Origin of the sequence: Nocardioides sp. LHD-245 (assembly GCF_030929495.1) — a bacterium.
Lineage (GTDB): Bacteria > Actinomycetota > Actinomycetes > Propionibacteriales > Nocardioidaceae > Nocardioides.
The window spans coordinates 22,512-46,348 of record NZ_JAVFWN010000009.1; the positions used below are offsets into that span (position 1 = coordinate 22,512).

The following is a 23,837-nucleotide window of genomic DNA, read 5'->3' on the forward strand; positions in this document are numbered from 1 at the left end:
GTCCGGACCGGCTCAGCCGGTCTGGTGGTGCACGTAGCACCACCGCCAGTCCTCGTCGGGCTCCACCGAGCGCATGACGGGGTGCTGGCTCTCCCGGAAGTGGGCGGTGGCGTGGCGGCTCGGTGAGGAGTCGCAGCAGCCGACCTCCCCGCAGGACAGGCACATCCGCAGGGCGACCCATCGGGTGCCCTCGACGAGGCAGGCCGCGCAGGAGGGCTCGTCGGGCGGGTCGAGCAGCGGCGTGGTGGCGAGGTGCTCGCAGCCGTCCCCGCGCTGGACCCGGCTCGTGGTGCGCAGATCGGCCCGCGCGGCGTCGGCCGCATCGAGCATCGACTCCTCGACGTCGAGCATCGCGAGCACCTCACTGACGATCTCGGACGGGACGGATCCGGTGGAGCGGATCTCCAGCACCCGCCGGCGCTCCGCCTCGATCATGTCACCGCGCCAGCGGGAGTAGAGGTCGCTCGGGCTCTCCTCGCCGGCGGTCGTGCCGAGCCGCTCCCAGGCGGCGAAGTTGCGCTGCTCGATGCGCTGGACGATCAGGGAGCGGACGTGGTGCGGGTCGTCGCAGTCGTCGGCGAGCTCGTCGAGCCGGTGCAGGCCGGCCTTGGCCGCCTGCTGGAGCAGGGTGGCGCGGGCGAGCGCGTCGTCGTGCGGGTCGGGTGAGGGGACCCGGAGCCGGCGGGCCATCCACGGCAGGGTCAGGCCCTGGCCGAGCAGGGTGCCGGCGACCACGGTGAACGCGACGATGAGCAGGACCTCCCGGTGCTCGATGTCGGCGGGAACGGTGAAGGCCGCCGCCAGGGTGACCACCCCGCGCATGCCGGCCCAGCCGATGAGGAAGGAGTACCGCCAGGAGGCGATCTCGCCGGTCACCGGGTCGGGCCCGGGGCGCAGCAGCAGCGCCTTCGCCGCGAAGACCCAGAGCAGACGGAGCAGCACGACCGCCACCAGCGCGGCCGCGCAGGCCCCAGCCACCGTGGCGACGCCGAACTCGCTCTCGCCGACCTCGCTGAACAGCCAGTCCGCCTGCAGCCCGATGAGGAGGAAGACGGTGTTCTCGAGGACGTAGGCGATCGTGCGCCAGTTGATCCGCTCGGCGATCCGCGACTGCGCCGACTGCAGCACCGGCGCGACATGCCCGAGGGCGAGGCCCGCGACGACGACCGCGACCACACCGGAGGCATGGATCTCCTCGGCCAGGATGTACGCCGCGAAGGGGATCACCAGCGAGATGGCCGTGTCGAGCAGCGGATCGGTGACCTTCTTGCGGAGGAAGCCCACCACGACGAAGGTCAGCAGCCCGACCGCGACGCCGCCGCCGGCGGCCAGCGCGAAATCGCTCCCGACCTCCCAGGCCGCCACGGTCCCGCTGATGGCGGCCACCGCGGTCCGCAGGGCGACCAGCGCGCTGGCGTCGTTGAGCAGCGACTCGCCCTCGAGGATGGTGACCACGCGGCGCGGCAGGCCGATCCGCCGGCCGATCGCCGTGGCGGCGACCGCGTCGGGCGGGGCGACGACCGCCCCGATCGCCAGGGCGAGCGGCCAGCTGAGCTCGGGGATGACGAGCCGGACGACGGCCGCGACGCCCACGGTGGTGAACGCGACCAGCCCCACGGAGAGCAGGAGGATCGGACGGCGGTTGGCGTTGAAGTCGACGAGCGAGGTGGTCACCGCCGCGGAGTAGAGCAACGGTGGCAGCAGGCCGAGCAGCACCACCTCCGGCTCCAGGTGCACGACCGGGACCCCCGGCACGTAGGCGGCGGCGACGCCCACGACGACGAGGACCAGGGGTGCGGGCAGGTCGTAGCGCTCGGAGACCGCGGTGAACGCCAGCACGGTCACCGCGATGGCCACGAGGACGATGGCGATCTCCATCAGCGGACCTCCCGCCGGGTCCGGTCGCGCGCCACCGCTTCGAGGGCGGCGATCAGGCTCCGTGCGTCGTAGGGGCCCTGGTGGCGTCGCTCGCCCACGAAGAACGTCGGGGTGCCGCGCACCCCGCTGGCCCCGGCGCTGGCGAGGTCGCGCTCGAGGTGGGCGACGAGGGCGGGATCGTCGAGGTCGGCGACGAACCGCTCGACGTCGAGACCGAGCTGCTCGGCGTACCCGACCAGGTCGTCGCGCTCCAGGCGGTCCTGCCGGGTGAAGAGCAGCTCGTGCATGTCCCAGTAGCGGTCCTGGCGGCCGGCGGCCTCGGCCGCGACGCCCGCCAGGACCGCGTGCGGGTGGACGTCGAGGGGGAGATGACGCGGGACGTAGCGCAGCCGGTCGCCGAAGTGCTCGCGGACCTCCCGTGCGGCGCCGGTGGCGCGCGCGCAGAAGGGGCACTCGAAGTCGAGGTACTCGACGAGGGTCAGCGGCGCGTCGACCGGCCCCCGAACGTGGTCGATCTCGGGATCGACGGGCTCGCTCAGGAGCATCGGCAGGCCGGCGTCGCGCTGGTCGAAGAACCGGGCGGCGATCGTGAAGACGAGCCAGCCGAGGAGCGCCGCGAGGACCGCGGCCAGCAGGACGCCCACCTTGGCCTGGTCCTGCAGGCGCTGGTCGGTGAACGCGAGCCCCACGATGAGGAGGGAGACGGTGAACCCGATCCCGGACAGCGCCGCCCCGCCGAGGGTGTGGCCGGCGGCGACGCCCTCGGGCAGCGCCCCCAGCCGCAGCCGGACGGCGCCGAGCGCGCCCGCCCCGATCCCGAGGAACTTGCCGAGCACGAGGCCGGCGACGATGCCCCAGGTCACGGGCGAGCGCAGGGCGTCGCCGAGTACGCCGTCGCGCAGGTCGATGCCTGCGTTGGCGAGGGCGAACACCGGCACGATGACGAAGCTGGTCCAGCCGTGCAGCACCTCCTGCAGCCGCTCGTTGACCGACACCGCGCGGTTGAGGCTGTGCCGCGCCGCCCGCTGCACCTCCGGCAGCGGGGACTGCTGGAAGCGGCGCATCCGCTCGGCGGCCTGGCGCACCAGCCCTCGGTCGGGGTCGGCCGCGGGCACCAGCAGGCCCGAGAGCATGCCGGCGATGGAGGCGTGGAGACCGGACTCGAGGGTGGCCACCCAGAGCACCACGACGGCGACGACGTACGGCGACGCGCGCCACTCCCCGACGCGGTCGAGGACGACAAGCACCACCAGGCACCCGCCGGCGACGGCGAGCGCGGTGAGGTCGACCGAGTCCGAGTAGACGACCCCGATCACGGTGACGGCCACGATGTCGTCGATGACGGTCAGGGTGAGCAGGAAGATCCGCAGCTGCGTCGAGACGCTGGGCCCGACCAGCGCGAGCGTGCCGAGCAGGAAGGCGGTGTCGGTGCCGATCACCACCCCCCAGCCGGCGGCGCTGTCACCGGACGGGTTGAGCGCGAGGTAGAGCAGCGCGGGGACGACCATGCCGCCGACGCCCGCGAGGACCGGGACGACGAGCCGGCTGCGCTCGGTCAGCTCGCCCACGGAGAACTCCCGGCGGACCTCCAGCCCGATGACGAAGAAGAAGACCACCATCAGGCCGTCGTTGACCCAGTGGTGCAGGTCCATGCTGAGGCCGCCGCCGGCGATGGTCAGCTCGAGCGTCTGGTGCCAGAGCCGCTCGTAGCTGTCGGACCACGGCGAGTTGGCCCAGCCGAGCGCGACCAGCGCGACGACCACCAGCAGCCCCGCGCTCGCGGCCTCGGTGCGGATGAAGTGCCGCAGCGGCGGGGCGACCCGTCGGTCTCGCGGCGTGTCCGGCTCCCGCTGCTCGGAGGTCGACGGCGAACAGGTGTCGCTGGCCACCGGGCAAGCCTAGTCGAGGGCGAGCGCCCGGATCCGCTGGTCCAGCTCGCGGCGGCCCACGCGGTCGACGGTGGCCTCGATCACCTCGATGCCCCCGTTGGGGCTGGCGAGGGTATGCTCGAGCTCGGGTCGCGAGCCGACCCGCAGGTGCGGGATCCGCGCCGCCGCGCACAGGCTCGCGAGGTCGTGGCCGTGGGGGGTGCCGAAGAGCCGCTCGAAGGACGCGGCGTGCGCGGGGGCGCCCTGCTCCAGCGCGGAGAAGATCGCACCGCCGTCGTCGTTCGGGACGACGATCGTCAGGTCCGGCCTCGGCTCGTCGGGGCCGAGCACGAGCGCGGTCTGGTCGTGGAGGAAGGTCAGGTCGCCCATCAGGGCGAGGTTCCTGGTCGACTCCCTCCGGCCCAGCGCAGCGCCGAGCGCGGTGCTGATCGTGCCGTCGATGCCCGCCAGGCCGCGGTTGGCGATCACCTTGCGGCGGGTGCCGACGGCCGGCGGCCGGACCATGAGGTCGAGATCCCGGATCGGGCTGGAGGCGCCCACGACGAGCAATCCCCCGGCGGGGAGCGCGGCGTGGGTGACCCCCGCGACGTCGTACGGCGTGAGGGCGGGCTGCTCCGCGAGCAGCCGGTCGACCCGCCGGCCGAGATCGCGGTCGGCCGTGCGCCAGGCGTCGAGCCACGCCGCGTCGTCGGGCGCGTCCCCGCCCCAGACCGGCGCCTCGATCGTGCGCGACCCGTCGGGACGGACCGGCCACACGCCGCGGCCCGGCACGACCAGCACCTCGACGCCGGCGCGCTCCAGGAGCCGGGTCACCGGCCGGGACAGGGTCGGCCGGCCGAACACCACCACCCGCTCGATCCGCTCGCCCAGCCCGGTGGCGAGCAGGAGCCGGTAGGTGCGCAGGGCGTTGTCGCCGGTCCGCGCCCCGCTCGACGGCTCGGCCAGCAGCGGCCAGCCGGCCGCCTCCGCCAGCCGGCGTGCCGGCGGGCCGGCGTCGTCGCCCGCCACCACGACGGTCAGCGGGCCGGGCGGCAGCGGGTTCTCGCGTCGTACCGGACGATCTGGTCGTGGATCGGGCGGAGTCGCGACCGGAATGTCCGGTACGACGGCCAGTTCCGGCACCAGCGGCGTGTCGAGCTGCAGGTTGAGGTGGACGACGGAGTCCCACGGGAGGGGCACGGCGACCAGCTCGGCCACCGAGGACAGGTCGTGGGTGGGGACCAGGGCGCCGAAGATGCCCACCTGGTCGGTGGTCTGGTTGGCGCCGGTGCCGCGGAGCCGGGCGGGCCGGTCGGCCGAGACCACCACCAGGCCCACCCCCGCATGCGCCGCCTCCAGGACCGACGGGTGCAGGTTGGCCACCGCGGTGCCGGACGTCGTGAGGACGGCGGCGCGCGCGCCCGCCTTGGTCAGGCCGAGCGCGAGGAAGCCGGCGGTGCGCTCGTCGATCCGGGTGTGCAGCCGGACCACCCCGGCCTGGGCGGCGGCCCACAGCGCCATCGCGGCGGGTGCGTTGCGCGAGCCCGGGGCGACCACGACCTCGGTCACGCCCGCCTGCCGGAGCCGGTCGACGAGGGCGTCCGCGAGCGCGAACGAGCTGTCCGTCATGGACCCAGATCCTTCCCCAGCGCGCGGACGGCGGCCAGCCGGGCCTCCCAGTGGGCGGCCCGGGCCGGGGCGGCCGCGAGCGCGTCGAGCCGCGCGGCATCCACGAGCGGGCGGACGACGGGCAGCGCGCCGTCGACCGGCAGCAGCGGCTCGACCGCCACGTCGGCGGTCAACAGCTGCACGGTCGCCAGCCCGCAGGCATAGGGCAGCTCCGGCAGCGCCGCGGCCAGCGCGACCCCGGCGGCGATCCCGACCGAGGTCTCCAGCGCGCTCGACACCACGACCGGCAGGCCGATCCGCTCGGCGATCTCCAGACAGGCGCGCACGCCGCCGAGCGGCTGCACCTTGAGCACCGCGATGTCGGCAGCCTCCAGCTCTCGCACCCGGTAGGGGTCCTCGGCGCGGCGGATCGACTCGTCGGCGGCGATCGGTACGTCGACGCGGCGCCGCACCAGGGCGAGCTCCTCGACGGTGGCGACCGGCTGCTCGGCGTACTCCAGGCCGACGGCGGCGCGATCCAGCCGGCCGATCGCGGCGACGGCCTCGTCGACGGACCAGCCGCCGTTGGCGTCGACCCGGATCCGGCCGCCGGGCCCACCGGCGTCGAGGGCGTCGCGGACCGCCTCCAGCCGGGCCTCGTCGTCGGCCGTGGTCTGACCGGGCTCGGCGACCTTGACCTTGGCGGTGCGGCAGCCGCCGGCGAGCACGATCGCGTAGGCCCGCTCGGGTCCGACGGCGGGCACGGTCACGTTGACCGGGACCCGGTCGCGCACCGGCGCCGGCCACGACCCTGCCGCGGCCTCCTCGGCGCAGCGCAGCCACGGCTCGGCCACCCGCGGGGAGTACTCCAGGAACGGGCTCCACTCCCCCCACCCCGCCGGGCCCTCCACCAGCGCGGCCTCACGCACGGTGATGCCGCGGAACCGCGTGCGCAGGGGGATGGACACGACCCGCAACGCGTTCACCGCCGCGGCTCCACGAGACCCAGCAGCGCCTGCCGGTCGGGCTTGCCGTTGGCCAGCAGCGGGATCGCGTCGAGCCGGACCAGCCGACCGGGCGCCCACGCGCGCGGGTGGGCGCCGGCCACCCAGTCCCGCAGGTGGTCGAGGTCGGGCGTGCCCACGACGAAGGCCACGACCTGGTTCCCCCACTCGGCATCGGGTACGCCGAGCACCTCGGCGGCGACCACGTCGGGGTGCTGTCGCAGCCGCTCGGCCACCGCCGGTCCGGGCACGTTGAGCCCGCCGGTGACGATGACGTCGTCGACGCGCCCGATCACGACCAGCCGGCCGTCCTCGTCGATCCGTCCGGCGTCGGAGGTCAGGAACCAGCCGCCGACCAGCACCTGCGCGGTCAGGTCCGGCTGTCCGTCGTACCCGCTGAACAGGGTGGGACCGGCGATCCGGATCCGGCCGCCGTCCCCCAGCGCGACCCCGACGCCGTCGAGCGGGAGGCCGTCGTAGACGCAGCCGCCGGCGGTCTCCGCCGAGCCGTAGGTCGCCACGACGTGGACCCCCGCCTCCGCCGCGCGCTCGCGCAGCGCGGCGCCGATCGGGCCGCCGCCGAGCAGCACCGTGTGCGCCCGCCGGAGCGCGGCGACATCGGGCGGCGAGGCGAGCATCCGGGTCAGCTGGGTCGGGACCAGCGAGACGAACCAGCCCTCGCCGGGCGGCCAGCCGTCGCGCTCCAGCAGGGCCGGCGGATGGCCGGCGACCAGCGACCGGGCGACGACCTGGAGCCCGGCGACGTAGGTCGGCGGGAGGGCCAGCACCCAGCGGCCGCTCGCGCCGACCCGGGCCGCGGAGGCCCGCACCGAGGCGAGGAGCGCGTCGCGGGTCAGCAGCACCCGCTTCGGCGTACCGGTGGAGCCGGACGTCTCGACGACCACCGGGGCGTCCTCGCCGTCGGCCGCGGACAGCCAGCGCCGGGTCCGCTCGACGACCTCGTCGGGCCCACCACGCACGGTCCAGGGTTCCACCCGACAGACGCTATCGGGCGCGCGCCCGAGCGGCCCGGCCCGGCGGGTCCCGCACGACCGTCACCTCGTCGCCGACCCGGCCGGACGCGACGGCCACCCGGCCTGCTTGAATCGACGGCTATGGCCACAGCAGCGCACTGGATCGCGGGCGCCCGCGTCCGCACCCTCCCGGCGGCGGTCGCGCCGGTCGTCGTCGGCACCGCCGTCGCGGTGTACGACGACCACGGGGTCTGGTGGAAGGCGCTGCTCGCCGCCGTCGTCAGCCTGGCCCTCCAGGTCGGCGTCAACTACGCCAACGACTACTCCGACGGCATCCGCGGCACCGACGACGAGCGGGTCGGCCCGCTGCGCCTGGTCGGCTCCGGGCTCGCCGCCCCCAGCGCCGTGAAGCGCGCGGCCTTCCTGTCCTTCGGCGTCGCCGGCGTCGCCGGTCTCGTCCTCGCCGCCACGACCTCGTGGTGGCTGGTCCTCGTCGGCGCGCTCAGCGTCCTCGCGGCCTGGTACTACACCGGCGGCAAGAAGCCCTACGGCTACCTCGGGCTCGGCGAGGTCATGGTCTTCGTGTTCTTCGGCCTGGTCGCCGTCGTCGGCACCACGTGGGTGCAGACCGAGGCGTGGGGTACGCCGGGCTGGGCGTCGGTCGCCGCCGGTGCCGGAGTCGGGGCGCTGGCCTGCGCGATCCTGGTCGCCAACAACCTGCGCGACATCCCCACCGACCGCGTCGCCGGCAAGATGACCCTCGCCGTGCGACTCGGCGAGCGTCGTACCCGGGGCTTCTACGCGCTCCTGGTCGCCGTCTCCGCGGCGGCCGTCGTGGTGCTCGCGGCGCTCACCACCTGGTGGGCGCTGGTCGGGCTCGGCTTCCTCCTGCCCGGCGCCGCCGCCGCGCGCATCGTGCTCGGCGGGGCCCAGGGCCCGGCCCTCATCCCGGTGCTGCAGAAGACCGGTGTCGCCGAGCTGGCCTGGGCCGTGCTGGCCGGGGTCGGGCTCGTCCTGGGTTGACCTCGTCGGCCGCCGGGTGGTTCGCCGGCCGCCGGAGCTCAGCCGTCCTCGTCCTCCTTGGACCGCATCTCCTCGTACTTCCGGGACATCCGGTCCGCGCGCCCCTCGACCTTGGCCGCGAAGGCGGAGCGCTGCCGCTCGAGCAGCACGTACGAGGCGACGCCGCTGACCAGGAAGGCGATCACGATGATCCACAGCACGTTGACCGAGTCGGCGACGAGCAGCCACACCCCCGCCACGAGGCAGAACGCGCCGACGAACAGGCCGGCTCGCAGGGCGGTGTAGACCCAGAACTCCTTCACCCCACCAGCCTAGGCGCGGGCGGGTCGTCCGCCGTCATCGGGACCCACCACGAAGCAACCGGCGACCGCCTACTCTGGAGGGGTGAAGTTGTTGCTCGTCGTCCTCGTGTTCGCGGCGCTGACCTACCTCGCGGTCCGCTGGCTCCAGGACCACGGGTACGGCGACCAGCCCGCCCGCCGGCGTACGCCGAAGCCGAAGCCGCCGACTCGTCCGGTCGCACCGGACGACGACGAGAGTTTCCTGCGCGATCTGGAATGGCGTCGCCGGCAGCAGGAGCGGCACAAGGACCAGCCGCAGCCACCGGACGCGCCCGACGCCTGACCCGGCCTGACCGCCGGCTCACCGACCGGATTCGTCCTCAGAACCGCAGTTCTGCGACGAATCCGGTCGTTGCGTCGACCACCCGCTCGGCCGCGTACGAGTGCTGGCTCGTGGTCGAGAAGTAGTTGATGCCGATGAAGTTGAACCACAGCGTGGCCATGCCGACCAGGGCGAGCATGGCGGCCTTGCGGCCCTTCCAACCGGCGGTGGCCCGGGCGTGGAGGTACCCGGCGTAGACGACCCAGGTGATGAACGCCCACACCTCCTTGGGGTCCCAGTTCCAGTAGCGCGACCACGCCTCGTGCGCCCAGATCGGTCCGGTGATGAGCACCGCGAAGGTCCACACCGGGAAGGCGAACGCGTGCACGCGGTAGGCCAGCCGGTCGAGGGCGTCCAGCCGGGGGACGCGGGCCAGCCAGCCGCCGAGCTCGGTGCCGGCGGCGGTGGCGCGACGCTCCGCGCGCATCCGGACGAGGTAGACGATCGAGACGATGCCGCCGAGGGTGAACGCGCCGGTGGCGATCACGGCGGACACGACGTGGATCACCAGCCACGGCGAGTTGAGCGACTCGGTCAGCGGCGCGACCGCGTCGTAGAGCCAGATCACCGCGACCATGAGCGTCGCGACCACGAAGCCGACGACGAGCGGGCCCATCCAGCCGAGCGCGAACTTCTTGTAGAGCACCAGGTAGAGCAGCGCGACGACGAAGGTGCCGGAGAGCGTGAACTCGTACATGTTGCCCCACGGGACCCGGTTGGGGTCGGCGGCCATGCCGCGCCCGACCAGGGCCACGAAGTGCGCCGCGCAGGCGATCGCCGTGAGCAGCAGGCCGAGGCGGCCCAGGAAGGCCACCCGCTGCGTACGCCGCGCGGCTGGTGCATCGGCGGCACCGGCCTCGTCCGCGCCCGCACCCTCGACACCCGGGCCGGACGGACCGCCCGGCCCGCCCGCACCGACGAGCGCGCGCTCCGCGGCCGGCTGGCGCAGGGCGGCCCACTCGGCGAGGTAGACGACCAGGGCGACGAAGTAGATGACGCCCGCCGCCCCCACGGCCTGGTTGCTCAGCGTCTCCCACGCGGTGTTGCTCACGACTGCCTCACGATCTCGGATGCCTCCTGGAGCTGCGACAGAACGGCGGTGAGGATCTCGTCCATCTCGCCGTTGCCGGAGCGATCGAGTACGGCGACCTCGACCCGAGTGCCGCCGGTTCCGTCCATTGTGCCCGCGCCCGCGTCCGCGGGATCACCAGGGTCGCCGAGGTCGGCCGGGACGGCCCGCACCCACACCCGGCGCGGCCGGATGAACAGCGAGCAGCACAGGCCGATCAGGGCCAGGATCACGCCGAGCAGCGCGACCTCCTTGCCGGGCGTCTGGCTGATCTGCACCCGGATCCAGGGGTCGACCCCCTCGAAGGTGACCGAGCCGAGCCCGTCGGGCAGCTCGACGGTGTCCCCGATCTGGAGGTCGACCCGCAGCGGCTTGCCGTCGGCCTTGGTGATCGGCGTGGCCTTGGCCTTGTCGAGCACGTAGTAGGACTGGGAGCGGCCGTCGTCGAGCCCCAGGTCGCCGGTGTAGGCCTGCATCGACAGTGTCGGGTTGAGGTCGTCGCCGAACACCGTGACCGGATTGCCGTCGACCATCTCGAAGGTCGGGAAGAACAGGCCGTCCAGCCCGATCTGCCCCGGCTTCGCGCCCGGCGCCTTCACCACGCCGTACGACAGGAAGCTCGCGTCGCGCGGCAGGAAGACCCGGGGTCCGGTCGCGACGACGTCGTCGTTCCCGTCCCGCACCGTGATCACCGGGGCGTACCCGTGGCCGATCAGGAAGACGTCGGTGCCGTCGAGCTCCAGCGGGTGGTTGACCCGGAGGCTGTACTCCCTCGGCTCACCGTCCCCCACCCGATAGGTCAGCGCGGCCTCGAACTTGCGGGCCTGGCCGAAGCGCGGGCCGTCCTTGAGCCAGTCGACGGAGAAGTCGTCGACGGTGAACCGGAAGTCCTTCATCTGGCTCTGACGGAACAGGCCGCCGGGCTTGAAGTCGTCGTACTGCGTGAGGGTGTTGCTGAAGGTCTTGCCCTCGACGATGATCACGCCGCCCTGGTAGCCCCACAGGCCGCCCATCGCGACGCCGGCGAGCACGATCAGCAGGGAGAGGTGGAAGACCAGGTTGCCGGCCTCCCGGATGTAGCCGCGCTCGGCGGCGACGTAGTCGTCCCCGTCACCCGACCGCCGCAGCCGGTGCCGGCGGCCGAGCACGGAGCGCGCCCGGTCGAGGACCTCGGCCGGCGCGAGGTCCGTGGTGTACGACGCCTGCACCGGCATCCGGCTCAGATTGCGGGGTGCCTGCGGGGGCTGAGCGCGCAGGGCGCGGTAGTAGACGAGCAGGCGCGGGATGATGCAGCCCACGAGGGAGAGCACGAGGAGCAGGTAGATCGCCGAGAACCACGGCGAGCTGTAGACCGAGAACAGGTCGAGCTTCTCGTAGACCGGGGTGAGCTTGGGGTGCTCGTCCTTCCACCGGGTGACGGCGAGGGAGTCGACGTCGGCCTGCGGGATCACCGAGCCGGGGATCGCGGCGAGCGCGAGCAGCAGGAGGAGCAGCAACGCCGTCCGCATCGAGGTGACCTGCCGCCACATCCAGCGCAGCAGCTCGCGCGCGGTCAGCTCGCCCGGCCGACGCGCGGGGTCCGGTCGTCCTGCGCTCATATCGAGACCTGGAAGTTCTGCACGAGCTGCAGCTGCATCCACTGCACGAGGTGGCCCCACCACCCGGTGAGCATGAGGACGCCGATCAGGATCAGGAAGGCGCCGCCGATCCGCATCACCCACTTCTGGTGACGCCGGACGAACCCGGTCACCGCGAGCGTACGGCGGTAGGCGAGTCCGGCGACGATGAACGGGATGCCGAGGCCGAGGGCGTAGGCCAACGACAGCAGGGCGCCGCGCATCGCCGTCGCGTCGACGAAGGTCAGGTTGACGATGACGCCGTAGGTCGGGCCGACACAGGGCTGCCAGCCGATCGCGAACAACGCGCCGAGCAGCGGCGCGGCACCGAGGCCGACGGCCGGGATCCGGTGGACGCGCAGGTCGCGCTGCAGCCACGGCAGCGCGCCGGCGAAGACCAGGCCGAGCACGATCAGGACCACTCCGAGGCCCATCTGGATCTCGTCGTCCCAGCGCCGCAGGGACCGGCCGACCGAGCCGAAGGCGGCGCCCATCAGCACGAAGACCACCGCGAAGCCCAGCACGAACAGCACCGAGCCCAGCAGCATCCGGCCGCGCCGCCTGCCGGCCTCGCCGGAGACGATGTCGGCGCCGGACAGGCCGGTCGCATAGGACAGATAGCCCGGGAGGAGCGGCAGCACGCACGGGGAGAAGAAGGAGACGAGCCCGACGAAGACGGCGATGGGCACCGCGAGGCCGAGCGAGCCGGCGACCGCCTGCTCCTGGAACCAATCAACCATCGGACTCCGCCAAAGTGTCCTCCACGACCGCGGTCAGGGTCGTCTTGGACGGGATCGGGCCGTTGATGAGCGCGGCGACCCGGCCGGACCTGTCGAGCACCACCGTCGCCGGCATGGCGGGAGGCACGTACCGGCCCAGGCCCCGCAGGGTCTCGCTGCCGGGGTCGTAGAGCGAGGGGTAGTCGACCCCGCGGTCGCGCTCGAACGCCGCGGCGTCCTCCGGCGCCAGATCCCGGATGTTGATGCCGACGAAGGCGACCTGATCGGGCTGCTCCTCGGCGAACTCCTTGTCGGCATCGACGAGCATCGGCATCTCGGTGCGGCACGGCCCGCAGCCGGACCACCACACGTTGAGGACGACGACCTTGCCGCGCAGGTCCGTCAGGTCGAGTGCCTCGTCCTGGATGGTGGTGCCGCTGATCTCGACCGGGTCCTCCCGGTCGGCGGCCTTGACCGAGACCACCTTGCCGTCACCGGAGATGTAGTCGAGATCGCCGGTCCCCCCGACGCTGCTGCAGGCGGTCGTCACGAGGAGGGCGGCGAGCAGCAGAGCGGCACGGACGAGGGGTCTCATGCCGAGGGTGTCCCCTCGGGCCGGTTCTCCTCGGGGGCGTCACCGGCGGAGAACGGCGCCGCGATGTCACCGGTCGGGATCAGGTCGATCGCCGGCTCGGCGTACGAGATCTCGACCAGCTCCTCGCCGGCGAACCCGAAGGAGGTGATCGAGCACAGCGTGCACTGCCGCTTGCGCGGGTCGTGGAGGAAGGAGCGCTTCTCGGCGGCCAGGCGCGTGGTCCAGATCGGCAGCTGGTGGGAGACGAGCACCGCCTCGTGGCCGGTGGCGTCGCGCCGGGCGTCGTGGACGGCGGCCATCATCCGCTCGACGATCGCCCGGTAGGGCTCGCCCCACGACGGCCGGAAGGGGTTGTAGAGGTGGCGCCACAGCAGGGGGTTGCGCAGCGCGTTGTTGCCCTTGCCGAAGGTCATCCCCTCGAACCTGTTCTCCGACTCGATGACGCGTGCCTCGCGGCCGACCTCGAGCCCGAGCGCGGCAGCCAGTGGCGCGGCGGTCTCCTGCGCGCGCTCCAGCGGCGAGGACCGGATCAGGGCGATGTCGTTGCCTTTCAGCGCCTCGGCGACCCGGTCGGCCATCGCGCGGCCGCGAGCGGAGAGGTGGAAGCCGTCGCGGCGGCCGTAGAGGACGCCCTGGGGGTTGTGGACCTCGCCGTGGCGGACCAGGTGGACGATCGTGTCGGGGGTGCTCATCGGTCGCCTCCGTGGCTCGCGGCGGCGGCGCGGGCGGCCGAGGGCAGGGCGTCGAGGACCTGCTGGACGGCCCGGTCGTCGTGGGACGAGGAGACGAACCAGGCCTCGAACGCCGACGGGGGCAGGTGCACGCCCTGGTCGAGCATCGCGTGGAAGAGCGCGGCGTACGCCGGCACGTCGGTGCCCTGCGCCTGCGCGAAGCTCGTCACCGGGTCCTCGGTGAGGAACACCGAGAACATCGACCCGGTCGACTGGATGACGTGCGGCAGCCCCGCGGCGGTGAACGATGCGGCGATCCCGGCTCGCACCGCGTCAGCGACGACGTCGAGGCGGGCATAGACCTCGTCGGTGGCGGCGGTCAGCGTGGCGAGGCCGGCGGCGGTCGCGACGGGGTTCCCGGCGAGCGTGCCCGCCTGGTAGACGGGGCCCTCGGGCGCGAGGTGGGCCATCACGTCGGCGCGGCCGCCGAACGCGGCGGCGGGGAAGCCGCCACCCATCACCTTGCCGAAGGTCATCAGGTCGGGGGCCCAGCCCTCGACGGCGCCGTCGGTGCCCCACTGGCCGGCCGCCGAGACCCGGAAGCCGGTCATCACCTCGTCGCTGACGAACAGCGCGCCGTGCGCCCGGCAGGTCTCCGCGAGGAACCGGTTGAACCCCGGCGCCGGCGGGACGACGCCCATGTTGCCCGGCGCGGCCTCGGTGATCAGGCAGGCGATCCGGTCGCCGTGCTCCGCGAACGCCGCGGCGACCGCCTCGCGGTCGTTGTAGGGCAGCACCAGGGTCAGCGCCGTCGAGCTGGCCGGCACGCCCGGTGTGCCGGGGATGGAGAAGGTGGTCAGGCCCGACCCCGCCGCGGCGAGGAGCGAGTCGACGTGGCCGTGGTAGCAGCCGGCGAACTTGACCACGACGTCGCGGCCGGTGAACCCGCGCGCGAGCCGGATCGCCGACATGGTCGCCTCGGTGCCGGACGAGACCAGGCGCAGCCGCTCGACCGGGGTGCGCGCCACGATCGCCTCGACGAGGGCGACCTCACCCTCCGTCGGCGTCCCGTACGACGTCCCGCGGCTCACCGCCGCCTGGACCGCCTCGATGACCGCGGGGTGCCCGTGGCCGAGCAGCATCGGCCCCCAGGAGCAGATCAGGTCGACGTACTCGTTGCCGTCGACGTCGGTCAGCCACGGCCCCGCCGCCGACCGGATGAAGCGGGGCGTGCCGCCGACCGCGTTGAACGCGCGGACCGGGGAGTTGACGCCGCCGGGGGTCACCTCACGCGCCCGGGCGAAGAAGGCCTCGGAGGTGGATGTCGGGAGTGCGGACACCGCGCCATTGTCGCCGATGGGTCCCAACGACCCGTCATCGCCGTCGGTCTTTGTGCGTGAGGCCCATAGCACGTCCCCCGAGTTGTGCGCGGGATCATGTGACACCCGTAACGTCGGTGTGTCACGATTCGTTGACTCAGTGCACAGGTGGGCACTGAGGGAGAGCCCACGCGATGGGGCCACTCGTGGCCAGGGGAGAGAGTCAAGACATGTCGAGGAAGCGTCTGGGGCGGCTGCAGCGCGTCGCCACCATCATTCCGCTCGCTCTGCTGTCGGCAGCCTGGACCGCCTCGGTCGCCGGCATCGGTGGCATCGGCTCGCCCGTCCAGGCCGCCGAGACGCCCGGTCAGGTCACCGACGGCACCAGCGTGCCGGAGGAGTCGATCGACGACCCCGCGAGCCTCTCGGACCCGGCCTCGGTCGAGGGCCTCGAGGACGGCAACGAGGCGGGCATCGTCTCCGCCGCGTCGACCAACGCGATCCCCGCCGCGGCCCTCGCCGCCTACCAGCGCGCCGAGACCGTCATCAACTCGGCCGACGAGTCCTGCAACATCACCTGGCAGCTGATCGCCGCGATCGGCCGCGTGGAGTCCAACCACGGTCGCTTGGGCGGCAACGTCCTCGACAACGACGGCGTCGCCACCCCCGGCATCTACGGCCCGGCGCTCGACGGCCAGAACGGCGTCAAGGCGATCTCCGACACCGACGCGGGCGTCTACGACAACGACACCCAGTGGGACCGCGCGGTCGGGCCCATGCAGTTCATCCCCTCGACCTGGCAGGTCGTGGGTGTCGACGCCGACGACGACGCCGCCCGCAACCCTCAGGACATCGACGACGCGGCCCTCGCCGCCGCGGTCTACCTCTGCTCCGGCGACGGCGACCTCTCCACGGTGGTCGGCCAGCGCGCCGCGGTCTACCGCTACAACCACAGCCAGGCCTATGTCGATCTGGTCCTGAAGATCATGAACGCCTACCTCGAGGGCGACTTCACCTCGGTCCCGAACAACGCGACCGCCGCCGGCTACGTCGTGCCGGAGCCGCCGAGCTTCGACGTCCGCAGCCCGGGCACGATCAAGAAGGACAAGGGCTCGAAGGGCTCGACCACCACCGGCACTCCCAGCGCCGACCCGACCGTCCCGGCGCCGCCCGCCGGTGCCGGCAACGGGGGCAACGGAGGCAACGGGGGCGAGAAGCCCACCCAGCCCAAGCCCGGCACGCCGTCGGCCCCGGCGCTCCCGGCTCCGCTCGACGACGTCGTCACCGGTGTCGACGAGGGCGTCGGCGCGGTCACCTCGAACGTGATCAGCGGTGTCCTCGGCCTGCTCACCAAGCAGGAGGCTGCCGCCGCCTGCCAGAAGGAGTTCCCGAAGCTCACCCAGACGGTGCAGCTGTTGAACTGCCTGCTGAGCTACGGCCTCAAGACGCCGTAGTCACCCCGCATCAGCCGCGAGAGCCCCGGACCGACCCCCCAGGTTTCCGGGGCTCTCGTCTTTCCGCGGTCCGAGCGCAGCGAGGGCCGGGCGGCGAGCTCGATCTCCGACCCGCTCGGCCCCAACGACTCGTCGTGCCGCCGGGTCGGCGGTGGTGGCGCCGGACTCGACCGCGTGGCCGGCAGCGGGGCGGACGCGCGCAGCGCATCGAGCGAAGCCCGCGGTCCGAGCGCAGCGAGGGCCGGGCGGCGAGCTCGATCTCCGACCCGCTCGGCCCTAGACCAACAGCCGCGCGGCCTCGGTGGCCCAGTAGGTGAGGATGATGTCGGCCCCGGCCCGCCGGATCGAGGTGAGCGTCTCGAAAATGGCCGGCTCGCGGTCGATCCAGCCCTGGGCGGCAGCGGCCTCGAGCATGGCGTACTCCCCCGAGATGTTGTACGCCGCCGTCGGCACGCCGAGCTCGGACGCGGCGTCGGCCACGCGGCGCAGGACGTCGAGATAGGCCAGAGCCGGCTTGACCATGACGATGTCGGCGCCCTCCTCGATGTCCAGCAGCGCCTCCCGGACGCCCTCGCCGGCGTTGCGGCGGCCGTCTTGCTGGTAGGTCCGGCGATCGCCCTGCAGCGCGCTGTCGACGGCCTCGCGGAAGGGGCCGAAGAAGGCGGACGCGTACTTCGCCGAGTAGGCGAGGATGCCGGTGTCGGTGAACCCGGCGCGGTCCAGGGCGTCGCGGACGACGGCGACCTGGCCGTCCATCATGCCGCTGGGACCGACCATGCCGGCACCGGCCCGGGCCTGCACGACCGCCATGTCGGCGTACCGCGCCAGGGTCGCGTCGTTGTCGACGCGGCCGGTGGCGTCGAGGACGCCGCAGTGGCCGTGGTCGGTGAACTCGTCGAGGCACAGGTCGCCCATCACGACCAGCGCGTCGCCGACCTCGCCGACGACGTCGGCGATGGCGACGTTGAGGATGCCGTCGGGATCGGTGGCGCCGGTGCCGGTCGCGTCCTTGGTCTCCGGTACGCCGAACAGCATGATGCCGCGCAGCCCGGCCTCCGCCGCCTCCACCGCCGCCTTGCGCAGCGAGTCGCGGGAGTGCTGGACGACGCCCGGCATCGAGCTGATCGGCACGGGCTCGGTGGCACCCTCGCGGACGAAGGCCGGCAGGACCAGCTGACTCGGCCGCAGGGTGGTCTCCGCGACGAGGTCACGTGTCGCCGCCGTGGTCCGCAGGCGCCGGGGACGGACGATCGGGCGCAGGATCTCGTTCACGTCTCCATTGTCGCGCAGCCTGGTCAGCGCCAGCGCGCGAGCCACTGGGTGGCGCCGGGGATCGGCTCCTGGGGGCCGGCCGCCTCGCCGACAGGCGTGTCCCACAGCAGGTACCCGTCCGGCACCGGGCCGCCGAGGCCGTAGGACGAGTTCGCTTCGGAGACCCGCGCGAACCTCCCGCTGCCGGGCTCGTAGACGTAGGTCCCGGCGCGGTTCCGGTCGTAGGAGCTCACCTTGACCACGCCGCCGGTCACCCAGCCGTCGATGCCGTCGCCCTGGATCGTGGTGACCAGGTCCCCGTCGGTCGTGACGATCTGGATGCGGTCGTCGCGACCGTTGTCGTAGGTGCCGCAGTACTGGCTGAGCACGATCCGGTCGTCCAGCGCGCCGAAGCCGAGCAGGTTGCACCGCTTCCCCGACCTCGGGTCGAAGTCGTGCTCGGCGCCGGTGACCAGGTCGCGGACGTGGATCCGGTCGTTCTTCCCGTTGGTCCGGGCGCTCCAGACCATCGTGTCGTCGGTGAACGCGACGGCACCGACCCGCAGGCCCTCGTCGCGTACGTCGGCCGGGTCCGTCAGCGACACCGACCAGAGGTCGTAGGTGTCCCCCTCGGCGCCCGCGTCGTCGGCCTCCCCGTCGGGGCCCATCGGCCAGCCGCCGGGCGGCGGCGATCCTGCCGTCGCCGGCACACCGACGTACAGCCGACCGTCGGGGCCCAGCACCGGGCTGCGGAGTCCGGTGACGTCGGGCAGCCCGGCCCAGGTGACGGTGGCCCAGGAGCGCGCCGAGCGGTCGTAGACGTGCGCGCGGAGGCGTCCGCTCAGGTCGGCGCCGTCGTCGGGCTGCGTCGAGGTCAGCACCAGCCGGTCGGTGCCCAGCTCCGCCGGCCAGACCTGGTCGGCGGAGCCCATCGACGGCAACCAGTCCTTCTCGCCCGTGGCCGGATCGAGCAGCGCGTACCTGATCTTGTTCTCGGGGCCGTGCGGGCCGTCCCGGAACAGGATCAGTCCGTCGTCGGTGACGCCGTCGTAGTACTGCCCGTTCGCGGCGTCGAGGTCCTCGTTCGTGTACGACGACAGCACGTCGTAGTCGACGCCCTCCTTCGCCTGCCGGGCCTCGGAGATCCGGACCACCGGCCCATCGGGGCGGGGTACGACGCTCGCGGCCGGCGTGTCCCGGCCGTCGGCCCCCTGGCTGACCAGGCCGCCCGCGGCAACCACGCCGACCACGGCCACGGCCAGGCCGCCCGCGAACCGGGCCCGGCGCCGGCGTACCCGTCGGCGGCCGCCGCTGAGGACCGCGGCCAGGTCGATGTCGTCGGCCGGCGGAGTGGCCGCGGCCTCGTGCAGCAGGGCACGCATCTCGTTCACCATGTCATCTCCACGGTCATCTCCACGGTCATCACCACTTTCCGGATCCCAGGGTCAGCTCGCCGAGCGACGAGTCCTCGAACACGGAGCGGAGCCGGTCCAGCGCACGCGCGGTCTGGCTCTTGACGGTGCCCTCGCTGCAGCCCAGCGCCCGCGCGGTGTCGGCGACGCTGAGGTCGTCGAAGTACCGCAGCACGACGCACGCCCGCTGCCGCGGCGGCAGCTCGGCCATCACCTGCAACAGGGTCGCGCGGGCGCTCACCAGCTCGGCGATGTCGAGGTCCGCCGGTCGCCCGGGATCGGCCTCGACGACCAGCTCGGTGCTCGACCGCCGCCGGGCGTGGTCGAGGACGACGCTCACCAGGGCCCGGCGGGCGTAGGCGTACTCGCGCCCGGCCCGGGTCAGCCGCGGCCAGGCGACGTACACCCGGATCAGCGCGTCCTGGACGTGGTCCGCCGCCCGCTCCCAGTCGCCGCACATCAGGTACGCCGTACGGCGCAGCCGGTCGCGCGCCCCCTGGGCGAAGGCGACGAACTCGTCCTCGTCACGCATCGGTCATCCGCTCCATGACCGCCTCAACGCAGTGACCACCCGTCCAGGTTGCACGCGCCCGCCTGAAATCACCGACCCGGCTCAGATTGAACCCGCAGACGCCCCGACCCGGCGCAGATTGAACTTCGAGAGGTTCAATCTGCGCCGGGTCGGCGGGATCTGCGACTCAATCTGCGCCGGGTCAGGCCTTCTTGCGACGCGACGACGGCTTGCGGTCACTCGGCTTGGTGACCGGCTCGCCGGCCTCCAGCATCGCGACCCGGCGGCTGGCGCCGAAGCCGGCGAGCGCCTCGACGAGCAGCTCGACGTCCGGCTTGGGGGCCAGTACGTCGACCCGCAGGCCGTGCTCCTCGGCGGTCTTGGCCGTGGCGGGCCCGATCACCGCGATGATCGTCGACGGATGCGGCTTGCCGGCGATGCCGACCAGGTTGCGCACCGTCGAGGAGGACGTGAACACGACCGCGTCGAACTTGCCGGTCTTGATCGCGTCGCGGGTCGGCGCCGGCGGCGGGGCGGCCCGCACCGTGCGGTAGGCCGTCACGTCGTCGCACTCCCAGCCGAGGTCGATCAGGCCAGCGACGAGGTTCTCGGTCGCGATGTCGGCGCGCGGCAGGAACACCCGGTTGATCGGGTCCAGCTGCTCGTCGTACTCGGGCCAGTCCGCCAGGAGGCCGGCGGCCGACTGCTCACCCGACGGCACCAGGTCGGCGCGCAGACCCCATGCGGCGATCGCGGCCGCGGTCTTCTCGCCGACGGCGGCGATCTTGAGACCGGAGAAGGCACGGGCGTCGAGGCCGTACTCCTCGAACTTCTCGCGAACCGCCTTGACCGCGTTGACCGACGTGAACGCGATCCACTCGTAGCGACCCTCGACGAGGCCGCGGACGGCCTTGTCCATCTGCTGCGGGTTGCGCGGCGGCTCGACGGAGATCGTGGGGACCTCCTCCGGGACGCCGCCGAACTCGCGGAGCCGCTCGGAGAGCGACGCCGACTGCTCCTTGGTGCGGGGCACCAGGACCCGCCAGCCGAACAGCGGCTTCGTCTCGAACCAGGACAGCTTCTCGCGCAGGTCGACGACGGCGCCGATGACCGTGATCGCCGGCGGGGCGATCCGGGCGGCCCGGACGTCAGCGGCGATCCGCGCCAGCGTGGAGGTGACCGTCTGCTGCTCGGTGGTGGTGCCGACGCGGGTCATCGCGACCGGAGTCTCCGGCGAGCGGCCGATGGCGATCAGCTGCTTGGCGATGTCGCCGATCTGGCCGACCGCGGAGAGCAGGACCAGGGTCGGGGTGTCGGCGTACCTGTTCCAGTCGACCTTCTCGCCACAGGTGACCACGGCCATCTCGCGGTGGTCCTTGGTGGTCAACGGGATGCCGGCGTAGGCGGGCACGGCGCCCACCGACGAGACGCCCGGGACGACCTCGAACGCGAGGTTGGCCTTGGCGACCGCCTGGGCCTCCTCCGGTCCGGAGGCGTAGAGGAACGGGTCTCCGCCCAGGAGCCGGACCACCCGCAGGCCGCGCTTGGCCTGCTTCACGACGACCTTCGCGCGGGCGGCGTGGGTCAGCGGCTGGCCGTCCTCACCGAATCCGCCGTCGATGATCTCCGGCTCGGCGACGACCTCGTCACCGACCGGCTCGGTCCGGGCCCGCACCACGGCGACCAGGTCGGCGTGGCGGGGATCCTCGGTGATGACCACGTCCGCGTCCTGGATCAACCTGACGGCACGCACGGTCAACAGGTCGGGGTCGCCAGGGCCGGTGCCGACGAAGGCCGTGAAGCCGGGGCCTCCGGGGTGGACCTGGGCGGCGGCGGGAGTCGAAGCAGCCTTCTTGGCTGTCGTGGCTCGCGTCATGGGTTGGGCACCTCTGCAGATCGTGCGGACGGGTGGGCGTTCGAGTCGGTGGAGCGGTTGAGCTGGGCCATCAGCTCGTCGGCGCCGTCGGCCAGCATCTCGGCGCCGAGATCACCGCCGAGCCGAGCGGCGGTGGCGGGCCAGGATGCGGGTTCGGCGTCGAGGGCGACGGAGGCGGAGCGGCGTACGGCGAGCACGCCGTCCTCGGACAGGATGACGGCGCGCAGCCACAACTCGGGGCCCTCGTCGCCCTCGGCGACCTCGGCGAGGGCGCCGATCGGAGCGGTGCAGCCACCTTCGAGCGTCGCCATCAGGGTCCGCTCGGCGGTGACGGCGGCGCGGGTGGCGCTGTCGTCGAGCCGGGCGAGCAGGGCGAGGGTGGCGCTGTCGTCGCTGCGGCACTCCACGGCCAGCGCGCCCTGGCCCGGGGCGGGGAGGACCCGCAGCGGGTCGAGGACCTCGGTGACGTCGTCGAGCCGACCGAGCCGGGCCAGGCCGGCGCGGGCGAGCACCACGGCGTCGTACCCGCCCTCACGGATCCGGCCGATCCGGGTGTCGACGTTGCCGCGGACCCCGACCAGCTCGATGCCGAGGCCGAGCGCCGCCAGCTGGGCGACCCGGCGCGGCGACCCGGTGGCGACCCTGCTGCCCGGGGGCAGCTCGCCGAGCGTGAGGCCGTCGCGGGCGACGAGAACGTCACGCGGGTCCTCGCGCAGGGGTACGGCGGCCAGGGTGATGCCCTCGGTCGAGTAGGTCGGGACGTCCTTGAGCGAGTGGACGGCCACGTCGACCTCGCCGGCGAGCAGCGCGTCACGCAGAGCGCTGACGAAGACGCCGGTCGACGAGCCGCCGGCCAGCGGGGTGCCGGTGGCCTGGCTGCGGTCGCCGTCGGTGGTGATCTCGACGAGCTCGGTGGCGACACCGAGGTCCTCGATGGCCGAGGCGACATGCCCGCACTGGGTCGTCGCGAGGGCGCTGCGGCGGGTGCCGATGCGCAGCGGCGTGGTGGAGGTGGAGGTCATGACCGTCCCTCCTCGCCGACCACGGGGCGGGTGACGGCGTCGACCGCGTCGGGGTCGAGAGCGAAGAGCTCGGCGAGGGCGGCGGCGTAGGAGACGGCGCCCTGCTCGTTGGCGAGCTCCTTGACCCGGACGGTCGGCTCGTGGAGCAGCTTGTCGGCCACCCGGCGTACGGCATGCCGGATCTCGTCGCGGGTCGCCTCGTCGAGATCGGGCAGCCGGCCCTCGAGGCGGGTCATCTCGGCGTCGACGACGTTGGTGGCCATCGAGCGCAGCGCGACGACGGTCGGCGTGACGCTGGCCTGGCGTCGGGCGGCGAGGAAGGCGGTGACCTCCTCGCCCAGGATCCGGCGCACCTCCTGGACCTCGCGGCCGGTCACGCCGCCGTGGAGCAGCGCGGCGAGCTCGGCCAGGCCGACCAGGCGTACGCCGGGCAGGTCGGCGACGTCGGGGGCGATGTCGTGGGGCAGCGCCAGGTCGATCAACGCGAGCGGTCGCTCGGTGTCCGGGCGCACCGCGGTCATCAGCGCGCGGTCGATGATCGTGCCGGACGAGCCGGTGCAGCTGATCACGATGTCGGCGCGGGCCAACTCGTCGCCGAGGTCGGCCAGCCGGACCGCCTCGCCGGAGTACTGCACGGCCAGCCGCACCGCCCGGTCCACCGACCGGTTGACGACGGAGAGTCGCCCGGCGCCCAGACGGCTCGCGGTCGCGGTCGCCAGCCCGGCCATCGCGCCGGCTCCCACCACGACCACGTGCTTGCCCTCGACGGTCCCGACGGCCTTGGCCGTCTCGTCGAGCGCGGCACTGACCAGCGTCGGCGCGACCTGGTCGATCTCGGTCTCGGCACGGGTGCGCTTGCCGACCCGTAGAGCCTGCTGGAAGAGCAGGTTGAGGGCGGGCCCGACCGTGCCGAGCTCCTGGCCACGGCGCAGCGCCTCCCGCGTCTGGCCGAGGATCTGGCCCTCGCCGACGGCCATCGAGTCGAGACCCGCGGCCACCTGGAAGATGTGGGAGATCGCACCGTCGTCGTAGTGCACGTAGAGGTGCGGCAGCATCGCCTCGGTCGACTCGCCGGCCCGGTCGACCAGGAGCCGTGAGATCTGCTCGATGCTGCCGTGGAAGCGCTCGACCTCGGTGTAGATCTCGAGGCGGTTGCAGGTGGCGATGACCGTCGCCTCGCTCACGTGCTCGCACGAGGCGGCGTCGGCGATCAGCTTCTGCACGCCGTCGTGGTCGAGCGCGACCCGCTCGAGCAGGGCGACCGGCGCGGAGTTGTGGGAGATCCCCACCACGAGAACGCTCAT

Annotated in this window: 21 protein-coding genes; 3 read left to right on the forward strand and 18 right to left on the reverse strand. The window is 73.2% G+C overall.

From position 1 onward, the window contains the following. Positions 1 to 12: 12 nt before the first annotated feature. Genes RB608_RS13715 through RB608_RS13735 form a run of 5 tightly spaced genes read right to left on the reverse strand, consistent with a single transcriptional unit; the run spans position 13 to position 7,353 of the window. On the reverse strand, positions 13 to 1,878 hold the full coding sequence (locus tag RB608_RS13715) for a cation:proton antiporter (protein WP_308088523.1): 1,866 nt from the start codon (positions 1,876 to 1,878) through the stop codon (positions 13 to 15). Next, positions 1,878 to 3,767: a Na+/H+ antiporter NhaA gene (gene nhaA / locus RB608_RS13720; protein WP_308088524.1), complete on the reverse strand. Its 1,890-nt coding sequence runs from the start codon at positions 3,765 to 3,767 to the stop codon at positions 1,878 to 1,880. The genes RB608_RS13715 and nhaA overlap by 1 nt, the downstream gene beginning before the upstream one ends. Before the next feature lie 9 nt (positions 3,768 to 3,776). Beyond that, positions 3,777 to 5,375 (reverse strand): 2-succinyl-5-enolpyruvyl-6-hydroxy-3-cyclohexene-1-carboxylic-acid synthase, encoded by a 1,599-nt coding sequence (gene menD, locus RB608_RS13725; RefSeq protein ID WP_308088525.1) that lies wholly within the window; start codon positions 5,373 to 5,375, stop codon positions 3,777 to 3,779. Beyond that, positions 5,372 to 6,331: an o-succinylbenzoate synthase gene (locus RB608_RS13730; RefSeq protein ID WP_308088794.1), complete on the reverse strand. Its 960-nt coding sequence runs from the start codon at positions 6,329 to 6,331 to the stop codon at positions 5,372 to 5,374. Before RB608_RS13730 ends, menD begins: the two co-directional genes overlap by 4 nt. Positions 6,332 to 6,336: 5 nt before the next feature. Beyond that, on the reverse strand, positions 6,337 to 7,353 hold the full coding sequence (locus RB608_RS13735) for an AMP-binding protein (RefSeq protein WP_308088526.1): 1,017 nt from the start codon (positions 7,351 to 7,353) through the stop codon (positions 6,337 to 6,339). Between the two features lie 120 nt (positions 7,354 to 7,473). Here RB608_RS13735 and RB608_RS13740 point away from each other — a divergent pair, with 120 nt between their 5' ends. After that, positions 7,474 to 8,355 (forward strand): 1,4-dihydroxy-2-naphthoate polyprenyltransferase, encoded by an 882-nt coding sequence (locus RB608_RS13740; protein ID WP_308088527.1) that lies wholly within the window; start codon positions 7,474 to 7,476, stop codon positions 8,353 to 8,355. A gap of 38 nt (positions 8,356 to 8,393) precedes the next feature. On the opposite strand, the gene RB608_RS13745 is transcribed toward RB608_RS13740, so the two are convergent. After that, a complete protein-coding gene (locus RB608_RS13745) occupies positions 8,394 to 8,657 on the reverse strand; it encodes a DUF4229 domain-containing protein (protein ID WP_308088528.1) in 264 nt (87 codons plus the stop codon). 82 nt (positions 8,658 to 8,739) lie between these two features. Here RB608_RS13745 and RB608_RS13750 point away from each other — a divergent pair, with 82 nt between their 5' ends. Beyond that, entirely contained in the window at positions 8,740 to 8,979 is a 240-nt protein-coding gene (locus RB608_RS13750; RefSeq protein ID WP_308088529.1) for a hypothetical protein, read from the forward strand. 37 nt (positions 8,980 to 9,016) lie between these two features. On the opposite strand, the gene ccsB is transcribed toward RB608_RS13750, so the two are convergent. Genes ccsB through hemL form a run of 6 tightly spaced genes read right to left on the reverse strand, consistent with a single transcriptional unit; the run spans position 9,017 to position 15,028 of the window. Beyond that, on the reverse strand, positions 9,017 to 10,069 hold the full coding sequence (gene ccsB, locus RB608_RS13755; protein ID WP_308088530.1) for a c-type cytochrome biogenesis protein CcsB: 1,053 nt from the start codon (positions 10,067 to 10,069) through the stop codon (positions 9,017 to 9,019). Next, positions 10,066 to 11,685, reverse strand: coding sequence for a cytochrome c biogenesis protein ResB (locus RB608_RS13760; protein WP_308088531.1), 1,620 nt, complete (start codon positions 11,683 to 11,685; stop codon positions 10,066 to 10,068). The genes ccsB and RB608_RS13760 overlap by 4 nt, the downstream gene beginning before the upstream one ends. Then, positions 11,682 to 12,443: a cytochrome c biogenesis protein CcdA gene (locus RB608_RS13765; RefSeq protein ID WP_308088532.1), complete on the reverse strand. Its 762-nt coding sequence runs from the start codon at positions 12,441 to 12,443 to the stop codon at positions 11,682 to 11,684. Before RB608_RS13765 ends, RB608_RS13760 begins: the two co-directional genes overlap by 4 nt. Beyond that, positions 12,436 to 13,017 (reverse strand): TlpA disulfide reductase family protein, encoded by a 582-nt coding sequence (locus RB608_RS13770; protein WP_308088533.1) that lies wholly within the window; start codon positions 13,015 to 13,017, stop codon positions 12,436 to 12,438. Before RB608_RS13770 ends, RB608_RS13765 begins: the two co-directional genes overlap by 8 nt. Further along, the gene (locus tag RB608_RS13775; RefSeq protein ID WP_308088534.1) at positions 13,014 to 13,709 is read right to left on the reverse strand and encodes a histidine phosphatase family protein; all 696 of its coding nucleotides are present in this window, start codon (positions 13,707 to 13,709) and stop codon (positions 13,014 to 13,016) included. The genes RB608_RS13770 and RB608_RS13775 overlap by 4 nt, the downstream gene beginning before the upstream one ends. Continuing rightward, on the reverse strand, positions 13,706 to 15,028 hold the full coding sequence (gene hemL, locus RB608_RS13780) for a glutamate-1-semialdehyde 2,1-aminomutase (protein ID WP_308088535.1): 1,323 nt from the start codon (positions 15,026 to 15,028) through the stop codon (positions 13,706 to 13,708). The genes RB608_RS13775 and hemL overlap by 4 nt, the downstream gene beginning before the upstream one ends. Before the next feature lie 209 nt (positions 15,029 to 15,237). Between hemL and RB608_RS13785 the strand changes: the two genes are divergently transcribed. Next, positions 15,238 to 16,461: a lytic murein transglycosylase gene (locus RB608_RS13785; RefSeq protein ID WP_308088536.1), complete on the forward strand. Its 1,224-nt coding sequence runs from the start codon at positions 15,238 to 15,240 to the stop codon at positions 16,459 to 16,461. A 276-nt stretch (positions 16,462 to 16,737) separates the two neighbouring features. Here the strand turns inward: RB608_RS13785 and hemB are convergent, their stop codons facing one another. The 6 genes from hemB to RB608_RS13815 all read right to left on the reverse strand — a co-directional run bounded on the left by hemB (position 16,738) and on the right by RB608_RS13815 (position 23,837). Continuing rightward, a complete protein-coding gene (gene hemB, locus RB608_RS13790; RefSeq protein WP_392390998.1) occupies positions 16,738 to 17,733 on the reverse strand; it encodes a porphobilinogen synthase in 996 nt (331 codons plus the stop codon). Positions 17,734 to 17,756: 23 nt separating this feature from the next. Continuing rightward, positions 17,757 to 19,106, reverse strand: coding sequence for a hypothetical protein (locus tag RB608_RS13795; RefSeq protein ID WP_308088537.1), 1,350 nt, complete (start codon positions 19,104 to 19,106; stop codon positions 17,757 to 17,759). Positions 19,107 to 19,134: 28 nt separating this feature from the next. After that, positions 19,135 to 19,656: a SigE family RNA polymerase sigma factor gene (locus tag RB608_RS13800; RefSeq protein WP_308088538.1), complete on the reverse strand. Its 522-nt coding sequence runs from the start codon at positions 19,654 to 19,656 to the stop codon at positions 19,135 to 19,137. A gap of 181 nt (positions 19,657 to 19,837) precedes the next feature. Beyond that, positions 19,838 to 21,511, reverse strand: coding sequence for a uroporphyrinogen-III synthase (locus tag RB608_RS13805; RefSeq protein WP_308088539.1), 1,674 nt, complete (start codon positions 21,509 to 21,511; stop codon positions 19,838 to 19,840). Continuing rightward, complete coding sequence (gene hemC / locus RB608_RS13810; RefSeq protein WP_308088540.1) at positions 21,508 to 22,533, reverse strand: hydroxymethylbilane synthase; 1,026 nt, start codon at positions 22,531 to 22,533, stop codon at positions 21,508 to 21,510. The genes RB608_RS13805 and hemC overlap by 4 nt, the downstream gene beginning before the upstream one ends. After that, positions 22,530 to 23,837 (reverse strand): glutamyl-tRNA reductase, encoded by a 1,308-nt coding sequence (locus tag RB608_RS13815; protein ID WP_308088541.1) that lies wholly within the window; start codon positions 23,835 to 23,837, stop codon positions 22,530 to 22,532. Before RB608_RS13815 ends, hemC begins: the two co-directional genes overlap by 4 nt.